The organism is Rhizocola hellebori (assembly GCF_016862955.1).
Taxonomy (GTDB): Bacteria; Actinomycetota; Actinomycetes; order Mycobacteriales; family Micromonosporaceae; genus Rhizocola; species Rhizocola hellebori.
Window position 1 is genome coordinate 1 of the sequence record NZ_BONY01000159.1, and the last position, 8,746, is coordinate 8,746.

General features: G+C 66.0%; 8 protein-coding genes. 3 read left to right on the forward strand and 5 right to left on the reverse strand.

All coding sequences use genetic code 11. The features are described 5' to 3' along the window. Window positions 1–53: 53 nt before the first annotated feature. Genes Rhe02_RS48850 through hppD form a run of 5 tightly spaced genes read right to left on the reverse strand, consistent with a single transcriptional unit; the run spans window position 54 to window position 4,894 of the window. Window positions 54–1,289, reverse strand: a complete 1,236-nt coding sequence (locus Rhe02_RS48850) for an outer membrane protein assembly factor BamB family protein (RefSeq protein ID WP_203915446.1) — start codon at window positions 1,287–1,289, stop codon at window positions 54–56. After that, a complete protein-coding gene (hisC, locus tag Rhe02_RS48855) occupies window positions 1,289–2,374 on the reverse strand; it encodes a histidinol-phosphate transaminase (protein ID WP_203915447.1) in 1,086 nt (361 codons plus the stop codon). Before hisC ends, Rhe02_RS48850 begins: the two co-directional genes overlap by 1 nt. A 2-nt stretch (window positions 2,375–2,376) precedes the next feature. Further along, on the reverse strand, window positions 2,377–3,156 hold the full coding sequence (locus tag Rhe02_RS48860) for an RDD family protein (RefSeq protein ID WP_203915448.1): 780 nt from the start codon (window positions 3,154–3,156) through the stop codon (window positions 2,377–2,379). 8 nt (window positions 3,157–3,164) lie between these two features. After that, a complete protein-coding gene (locus tag Rhe02_RS48865; protein WP_239124573.1) occupies window positions 3,165–3,731 on the reverse strand; it encodes an RDD family protein in 567 nt (188 codons plus the stop codon). Between the two features lie 29 nt (window positions 3,732–3,760). Beyond that, entirely contained in the window at window positions 3,761–4,894 is a 1,134-nt protein-coding gene (hppD, locus tag Rhe02_RS48870; protein WP_203915450.1) for a 4-hydroxyphenylpyruvate dioxygenase, read from the reverse strand. 93 nt (window positions 4,895–4,987) lie between these two features. Between hppD and Rhe02_RS48875 the strand changes: the two genes are divergently transcribed. Genes Rhe02_RS48875 through Rhe02_RS48885 form a run of 3 tightly spaced genes read left to right on the forward strand, consistent with a single transcriptional unit; the run spans window position 4,988 to window position 8,461 of the window. Beyond that, window positions 4,988–5,473: an Lrp/AsnC family transcriptional regulator gene (locus tag Rhe02_RS48875; RefSeq protein ID WP_203915451.1), complete on the forward strand. Its 486-nt coding sequence runs from the start codon at window positions 4,988–4,990 to the stop codon at window positions 5,471–5,473. 25 nt (window positions 5,474–5,498) lie between these two features. Next, on the forward strand, window positions 5,499–6,797 hold the full coding sequence (locus Rhe02_RS48880; protein ID WP_203915452.1) for an outer membrane protein assembly factor BamB family protein: 1,299 nt from the start codon (window positions 5,499–5,501) through the stop codon (window positions 6,795–6,797). An 11-nt stretch (window positions 6,798–6,808) separates the two neighbouring features. Then, the gene (locus Rhe02_RS48885) at window positions 6,809–8,461 is read left to right on the forward strand and encodes a fumarate hydratase (RefSeq protein WP_203915453.1); all 1,653 of its coding nucleotides are present in this window, start codon (window positions 6,809–6,811) and stop codon (window positions 8,459–8,461) included. The last annotated feature ends 285 nt before the right edge of the window (window positions 8,462–8,746 follow it).

Sequence of the window (8,746 nt, forward strand, 5' to 3'; positions counted from 1 at the left end):
CCTTCCTAAAAGGGCCCCCAGAATGGGGGCCCTTTTGGCATGCCCAAAAGACTTCAGGCGATTGCTACTAGCACGGGCCGGTGGGTGAAGTAGTAGGTGTCGTCGTTGGCGTCGGCGGGGATGTTGGGGTTGACGCGTTCGAGGACGATGTACCGGTTGGCTGTGTATACGTTGCTTATCGCGTATGGGCTTTCGGGTTCGGGCGGGTAGTTGACGCCTGAGCGGGTGAGGTTTTCGCCTGTTTTCAGGTCGAGGCCGGCGAGGGTGCGGTCGGTGAGGAGCACGAAGACCCGGTCTGTGCCGCTGGCGAGCAGTTGGATGGGGCTGGGTGCTTGCCACGTCCAGAGGGCCTGCCCGGTTTCGGGGTCGCGTCCGGTGACTGTGTTTTCCGCGTCGGCGGTGGCGACGATCTGCTGAACGAGGGTGGATCCGGGGTGCGCCAATGGTTTGGACTCGCGTGGCTCTGGGCCGGTGAGGATCCAGCCTTGGGCGGTTTCGCCGGTGGTGCGCATCGCGCGGCATTGTGAGTGTCCGCTGACGCAGGCTATGGGCTCGACGACCGCGGCGTTGATGGGCAGCTCGGGTAGGGCTGCTCCGGTGCGGGTGTCGAGTCTTTTCAGTGTTTTGGTGCAGGTGTCGAGCACCAGCCATTGGTGCTGGGTGGTGAATTCGGTGCCGTGGCATTCGGGTGTGGTGGGGGTTAGGCGTTTCCAGTTTTCGGTGCCGTCCGCCGCGTACCCACGGATATATGAATTGCTGGTGATGAAGCCTTGCTCGGTGGTCAGCAGTCTGCTGGTGGGATAGACGGTTTGGGCGCCGGTGCGGCGGCCGGCGTATTCGTCTTGGAGGGTGTCTCCCTGTTGGCGCCAGGCCACGTTGCCGCTTTCGGCTTCGAGGGCGACGAGTAGCCCGTCACTCCACGAGGTGACGATGAGGGGCCGGTTTCCTTGGTGTACCAGCACTATCTCGGTCACTTGGGCCGGCCATCGCCGGTAGGACCAGTAGGCGCTGCGTTCGTAGTGGTAGGACGGGGGCCCGTCGGACCACACTTCACGTTTTTTGGCGTAGACCCGCAGGCGGTCTTCAACAATCAGCGGCGCGGAAATGAGCGAGCCGACCCGGCCCGGGATGGGGATGGTTGCTTCCGGGTAGGTGGAGGTGGCTGCGGCTATCACTTCGGTGGGCCGCAGCACGCGCCAGACTGTCACTCCCGCGGCCGCGATGAGGGCAACGGTGAGTGCGGCGATGACCGCGTTGCGGCTTCGTCGTGGAAGGTTGCGTAGTGCCATTAGTTTCCGTGGCTGAGGTCTGGTTCGGGTCCGAGGTAGCTTTCGGCGGCTGCGAGGAAGGCGTCGTTTTCGTCTGGGGTGCCGATGGTGACGCGAACCCCGTCGCCGGCGAAGGGACGCACGATGATTTGGTGTGTTTCGCAGGCTTGGGCGAACTCGGTGGCCCGGTCGTGCAGCGGCAGCCAGACAAAGTTGGCCTGGCTGGGCGGGATGCCCGGGAACCATTGGGCCAGAACGTTTTGCACCCGCTCACGCTCGCTGATGATGATGTCGCAGCGCCGCCGCATCTCGGTTTCGGCGTCGAGCGCGGCGAGGGCGGCTGCCTGTGCGGCGGAGTTGGTGGAGAAAGGCGTGACGACTTTGCGGACGGCCGCGGCCACCTCGGGTTGGGCGACGAGGTAGCCGACGCGCAGACCGGCCAGGCCCCAGGCTTTGCTCAGGGTGCGCAGCACGACCACGTTGGGCCGGTCGCCGTAGGTCTGCAGGCCGTCGGTGACTTCGGGGTCGGTGACGAACTCACGGTAGGCCTCGTCGAGCACCACGATGATGTCTTCCGGCACGCGGTCGAGGAACTCGTCGAGCTCTGCGCGGCGGACGCTGGTGCCGGTCGGGTTGTTCGGGTTGCAGACCAGGATCATGCGGGTGCGATCGGTGATCGCCTTGCTCATGGCCGCGAGGTCGTGGCCGTGTTCGGGGGTGTTGGGCACTTTGACCGATTCGGCGGCCGTGGTGGCCGCGATGATCGGATAGGCCTCGAACGAGCGCCACGAGTAGAGGATGTTGTCGCCCGGCATGCAGGTGGTGCGGGCGAGGTGCTCGGCCATCGCGACTGAGCCGCAACCGGTGACCACCCGGTCGGGGGCGACGCCGAGGCGGTCGGCGAGTTTGTCGCGCAGCACCGCCACTCCCATGTCGGGGTAGCGGTTTATGCCGGTGGCGGCTTCGGCGAGCGCTTCGACGACGCCCGGCAGCGGGCCGAACGGGACCTCGTTGCTGGCAAGTTTGATGGCCCCGGGCACGCTGCGGCCGGGAACATAGTTGGGCAGAGCGGCGAGGTCTTCCCTGGTGAGTGCCCGGGTTTGCATGATCATTTTCCTTTCTGGCGGGGAGCGCCCGGCAGTTTCACCACGTATGTGGCCGCTGAGCGATCGTGCAGAGCCATCCGCTGCACCCGGTCGACGGCCACCCAGAACACGTCGGCCATCTGCAGGGCGATGAAGAAGGGGCCACAGCACCCGAGGAGCAGGATTGGCAGACCCATGAAGCTCCACCGCCACAGTGAGCGCGGGAAGCCTAGCGGCTCTTCGCTTTCCATTCTGACAACCTTGATGCGCGCCGCGCGCTTGCCCACGGTCTGTCCGCCGCGCGCGGTGGCCGGCACCTCGTAGATGAGCCATAGCGCAGCAAAGATCAGCGCGATGACCAGCAGGAGGTTGTCCATGTCCGCCGGTCGAGTGATCTCTGTCACGGGCTGGTTGTCATAGAGCGCCTGCATGATCTTGGACATGTACGGGATGGCGTGGGTGAGCCACTGGTAGACGAACCAGCCGTTGATCAGCACGTTCAGCAGCAGGATGAGGGCGATGTCGATCATCCTGGCGACCAGCCGGGCGCCGGGGCTGGCCAGGATCATCCCGTGCGGGCGGGCCTGGGGCAGCATCCTGTACGGGATGCCCGAGGGCGGCGGCGGAACCTGTCCCGGCGCCGGGGCAGGTGGCTCTGCCGGCGGCGGTGGCGGCAGCGGAAGCGGGCCCTCGGGCGGGATGGCGGTCACCGGCAAGGATGCGCCAAGCCAGCCCTCGCCGTCCCAGTAGCGCTGGGTCGTAGGTTCGGCGGGGTCCTTGTACCACCCGGGGTTGCTCGTCATGGAGATATTTAACCGAGCTTCACCACGACGGTTTGCGCCGCCTTGTCATGCAGGCACTGTTGCAGCGGCTTGTCCCACAGCTGCCACAGCCCGTCGAGCAGTCCGAGGATCCCGACCAGCCCGGCGGCGACGCTCTGCACCAGCCATCTCTTGACCATGTGGTTGCGCGACAAGGCCTCTGTCGGGGCGACCGGAATGACCCACAGCTTCATGACCTTCTTGCCGACGGTCTGGCCGGCGTGCCGGAGCTGGTATTCCACCAGGTAGAGGTAGCTCAGCAGCAGGCTGAACGCGAAGGTGACTATGAAGAGCACCAGGTAGGAGCCGAGGAAGACGAAGGGGTCTGGATCGGTGCCGGCTTCCTGTGCGGTGATTCCTTCGCCGATGACCACCATGAAGAACACCACCATCAGCGGGATGAAGATCACCATGGAAATGGCCGTGATGATCAAAGTGTCGAGCAGGTAGGCCAGAAGCCGGTCGCCGAAGCTGGCGAGCGGCTGGCCGTTTGGAGCCAGCGCTGGCGGAATCGGCCTCCACTGGCCATATGGAGGTGGCGGAGGTGTGTAGCTCACAACCGCCATCCTCCCACGAGCACGCGATCCTAGAGGTTCCCTCGGATGTCCTGCTCACGCTCGATGGCCTCGAAGAGCGCCTTGAAGTTGCCCTTCCCGAAGCCGAGCGAGCCGTGTCGTTCGATCAGTTCGAAGAAGACCGTCGGCCGGTCCTGGACGGGCTTGGTGAAGATCTGCAGGAGGTAGCCGTCCTCGTCCCGGTCGACCAGAATGCGGCGCTTCTTCAGCTCTTCGATCTCGGCGCGTACGTCGCCGATGCGCGCGCGCAGCACCGGGTCGTCGTAGTAGGAGTCCGGCACGGCGAGGAACTCCACGCCCGCGGCCCGCATGGTGTCCACTGTGGACAGAATGTCGTTGGTGGCGAGCGCGATGTGCTGCACGCCGGGCCCGTCATAGAACTCAAGGTATTCGTCGATCTGCGACTTCTTCTTCGCGATCGCCGGCTCGTTGAGCGGGAACTTCACCTTGCGGCTGCCGTTGGCGACCACCTTGCTCATCAGAGCCGAATAGTCGGTGGCGATGTCGTCGCCGATGAACTCCGCCATGTTGGTGAAGCCCATGACGCGGTGATAGAACTCGACCCACTCGTCCATCTTGCCGAGCTCGACGTTGCCCACGATGTGGTCGACGGCTTGGAAGTAGCGCTTGCGCGGTTTGGCGACGATCGGGTCCGCCGCGACGAATCCGGGCAGGAACGGGCCGTGGTATTCGTGCCGCTCGACCAGCGTGTGCCGGGTCTCGCCGTAGGTGGCGATGGCGGCCACCTTGACCGTGCCGTGCTCGTCCTTCTCGATGGTGGGCTCTTGCAGGGTCGTCGCGCCCTTGCTCAGCGCGTGCCGGTACGCCGCTTCGACGTCAGGGACTTCCAGGGCGATCTCGGTCACGCCGTCGCCGTGCTTGGCGTGGTGCTCCACGCCAGGGGCGTGGGCGTGCACGGCTCCGCGGATCAGGAAGCGGGCCGAGCCGGAGGTCATGACGTACTCGGCGAAGTCGCGGTGGCCCTGTTCCGGGCCGCGGTAGGCGACCAGGGTCATGCCGAAGGCGGTCGAGTAGTAATGGGCCGCCTGCTTCGCGTTGCCGACAAGGAAGGCGACGTGGTCGATGCCCTTCACCGGGAAGGGGTCGTGGGCCTGCTTGGGCCGTGCATCAGCTACAGCGGTCATACAGGGATCGTGGTCATCGGGCGTAGAGTTGCGCAAATGCGCCCCTAGAACCTGAGCAGAGTGCGCAATTGTGTGCCAATATCGGGCCTGGAGGTGGACAAGTTGCCCAGTTCAGTCGACAAGATCGATGCCAGGCTCATCGAGCTGCTGGCCGCCGAGCCCCGCATCGGGGTGCTTGAGCTCTCCCGCCGTCTGCAGGTGGCACGGGGCACCGTACAGGCCAGGCTCGATCGGCTGCAGGTGCGCGGGATAGTCACCGGTTTCGGCCCCGACCTCGACCCGGCCGCGCTCGGCTTCGCCGTGACGGCGTTCGTCACCCTCGAGATTCGCCAGCACGAGGGGCACGACATCGTGGCGGTGCACCTGTCGACGATCCCCGAGGTGCTGGAGGCCCACACCATCACCGGCTCCGGCGACATTCTGTGCCGGATCGTGGCACGGTCCAATGCGGACCTTCAGCGGGTCATCGACGAAATCGTGGCCTATCAAGGGATCTTGCGAGCGTCCACTTTGATCGCTCTTGCGGAACAAGTCCGATATCGTACGCTTCCATTGGTGCGCAAGGCTTCCATGGGTTGAGCCTGTTGGCGGCTATCCTCCTTGCGTGGCTCAGGCAAAGGCCAGCACGGGATGGCTCGTGGCGATAGTCGCGGCCATGACCCTGCTTGTCTCGACCGGGATCTGGAATCCCTTCCCGGGGCTTTGGGCGTGGTTCTCCGAGAGCCGGCCGCTGGCCGAGCCGGCGCTGCAATGGCAGGAGCGGCTCGGCGGGGTTCCCAAGACGGTCACCATCCTCGACCGCTTTGTGGTGGTGGAGCAGCGCGAGTCGGTCGAGGTGCGCACCCGGTTGGCGGGCCGCCGGGTGTGGGAGGCCAAGGCAGACTGGGCCACCGTCGCCGGGTCGCCGGAGCGCGAGGTGGTGGTGTCCGGGACGCTGCTGAAGAAGGGCTACGAGGTAAGGGATCCCGCGACCGGCCGGGTCATCAGGACCGACGACAAGGCGGCGGCGGTCTGGAGCTTCAGCGACGGCCTCATCGAGGTGTCCTGCTTCACCCCCAAGGACTGCGAGCTCACCGCGAAGGAGCCGGTCAGCGGCGACGAGCTGTGGCGCACCGGCCTGCCCGGCATCGGCTTCGTGCTGTTCGCCGACAATCCCAAGCTGGCTCAGGGCGCGGTGATGACTTCCGACCGTTTCGACGCCAAGGCTGAGCCCAGGCCGATGCCGAAGGTGCTCGGCTTCCCGATAGACAACCGGATCCACCCGGTGGACACCTTGGAACGCAAGGCGTTGCCCGTGGTGGAGCCAGACGGGCATACCTCGGTGACCGTCCTAGGTGGACGGATTGTCTACAGCATCGCCACTCCCCGTGACGGAACCTGTCTGGTGACCGTCTCCGGCCGCGATGGCGCGACGGGCAAAGAGGTCTGGGTCAAGCACGGCTACCAGTTGCGCACCATCTCCGGTGCCGGATGCGATCAGCGCAAGGAGCCGGTGGCGGGCGGGAACGCGGTGGTGGCGCTGCGCCCCGACGGGCGCGAGGCCCTGCTCGACGCCGCCGACGGCCGCGAGGTGCTCACGGCCGAGGTGGGCGAAAAGATCCTCGCCACCGACGGGATCCGGGCCGTGGTACGCAGTGCCGACGGCTCGAAGATCACTACATTCCTGCTCGGCCGCGAAACAGCGCTGTGGAGCCGGAAAGCCTCCGACAAGTCTTCGGTAGCGGTGACCCGTAACGCGGTGATCCTCGCCGACCGCAGCCCGGACCGCATCATCGTGCTCGACCCCACCTCCGGCCGCGTTCTCAAGGATGTGCGCAGCGCCGCAAAGGTGGTGGCCTCGGACAACCGAGCCCTGTTGTTGGCCGACCGAAGGGACCTCGGCTACCTTCCGTTCAACCAGTAGACTGGCTCCTCGTGACTGAATTCGCCTACTCACCTCTGCTGCCGATCGGCGCGGACACCACGGACTACCGGCTCGTCACCGATGAGGGTGTCGATGTGGTTTTCGGTCCGGGTGGGCGGCAGTTCCTCACCGTAGAACCGTTTGTCTTGGCCCAGCTGACCGCTGAGGCGATGCATGACATCGCCCACTTCCTGCGTCCGGCGCACCTTGCCCAGCTGAGGTCGATCATCGACGACCCGCTGTCGTCCCCCAACGATCGTTTCGTAGCGCTGGACCTGTTGCGCAACGCCAACATCGCCGCCGGCGGGGTGCTGCCGATGTGCCAGGACACCGGCACCGCGATCGTCATGGGCAAGCGGGGCCGGCACGTGCTGACCGATGGCCGCGACGAACAAGCCATCGCCCGCGGCGTCTTTGAGGCCTACACGAACCTGAACCTGCGCTACTCCCAGCTGGCTCCGCTGAGCATGTGGGAGGAGCGCAACACGGGAAACAACCTGCCCGCGCAGATCGAGCTTTACGCCGAGGACCCCGACGGCCACCCCGATGCCTACAAGTTCCTCTTCATGGCCAAGGGTGGCGGCAGCGCCAACAAGTCCTACCTTTACCAGGAGACCAAGGCTCTGCTGAATCCGTCGTCGTTCATGCGTTTCCTCGACGAGAAGCTGCGCCTCATCGGCACCAGCGCCTGCCCGCCTTATCACCTGGCGATCGTGGTCGGCGGGACCTCGGCCGAGCATGCGCTCAAGACGGCCAAGCTGGCTTCCGCCAAGTACCTCGATCACCTGCCCAGCGCCGGATCCATGACCGCACACGGCTTCCGCGACGTCGAGCTGGAGGCTCAGGTGCTGGAGCTGACCCGCAACTTCGGCATCGGCGCCCAATTCGGCGGGCGCTACTTCTGCCACGATGTGCGGGTCATTCGCCTTCCCCGGCACGGCGCCTCCTGCCCGGTCGCCATCGCGGTCTCCTGCTCCGCCGACCGCCAGGCAGTGGGCAAAGTCACCCCGTCGGGCGTATGGCTGGAGCGCTTGGAGACCGACCCGGCCCGCTTCCTGCCCGACGTCGCGCTGCAGGACGAGGCCGTGGTCCGGGTCGACCTCAACCGCCCGATGGCCGAGATCCGCGCTCAGCTCTCGGCTTTGCCGGTCAAGACCCGCCTGTCCCTGTCCGGCCCACTGGTGGTGGCGCGTGATATCGCTCACGCCAAAATCGCCTCGCTGCTGGACGCCGGCCGCCCCATGCCGCAATACCTTCGCGACCATGCCGTCTACTACGCCGGCCCCGCCAAGACCCCCGAAGGCTTCGCGTCAGGCTCGTTCGGCCCCACCACCGCGGGCCGCATGGACTCGTACGTCAGCCGTTTCCAGGAGGCCGGCGGCTCGCTTGTCATGCTGGCCAAGGGAAATCGCTCAGCCCAGGTGACCGAGGCCTGCCAGAAGTTCGGCGGCTTCTACCTGGGCTCCATCGGCGGCCCCGCTGCCCGCCTCGCGCAGGACTGCATCAAACGAGTCGACGTCCTCGAGTACCCCGAGCTCGGCATGGAAGCTGTCTGGAAAATCGAGGTGGAAGACTTCCCCGCCTTCATCGTCGTCGACGACAAGGGCAACGACTTCTTCGCCGAGACCTCCCAACCCGTCCTCACCGTTGGCCGCCGCCCCTAGCCGTCCCCGCGCAAGCACCCGCCTGCCCGCAAGACCTACCGCCCCTTCACCGTGCGCCGCAATGCCACTTTCCTTGCGCCGCTTCGTTGTGGTCCCGCGCCGTAAGCTCCCGCGCGGCAACGCCACGTGCGTGCTTGGCCACGCCCGGCGGCTGCGCCGCCGACCCACAAGCGCTAGATCATCTCCAAGCTCTCCAGGCACGACCGCCGACACCATGCCGCCCTGGCAGCCAACCGATCGCTTGCACCAGCCGCCTCCTGGCTGGTGGGCACTGCCTTCGCGGCA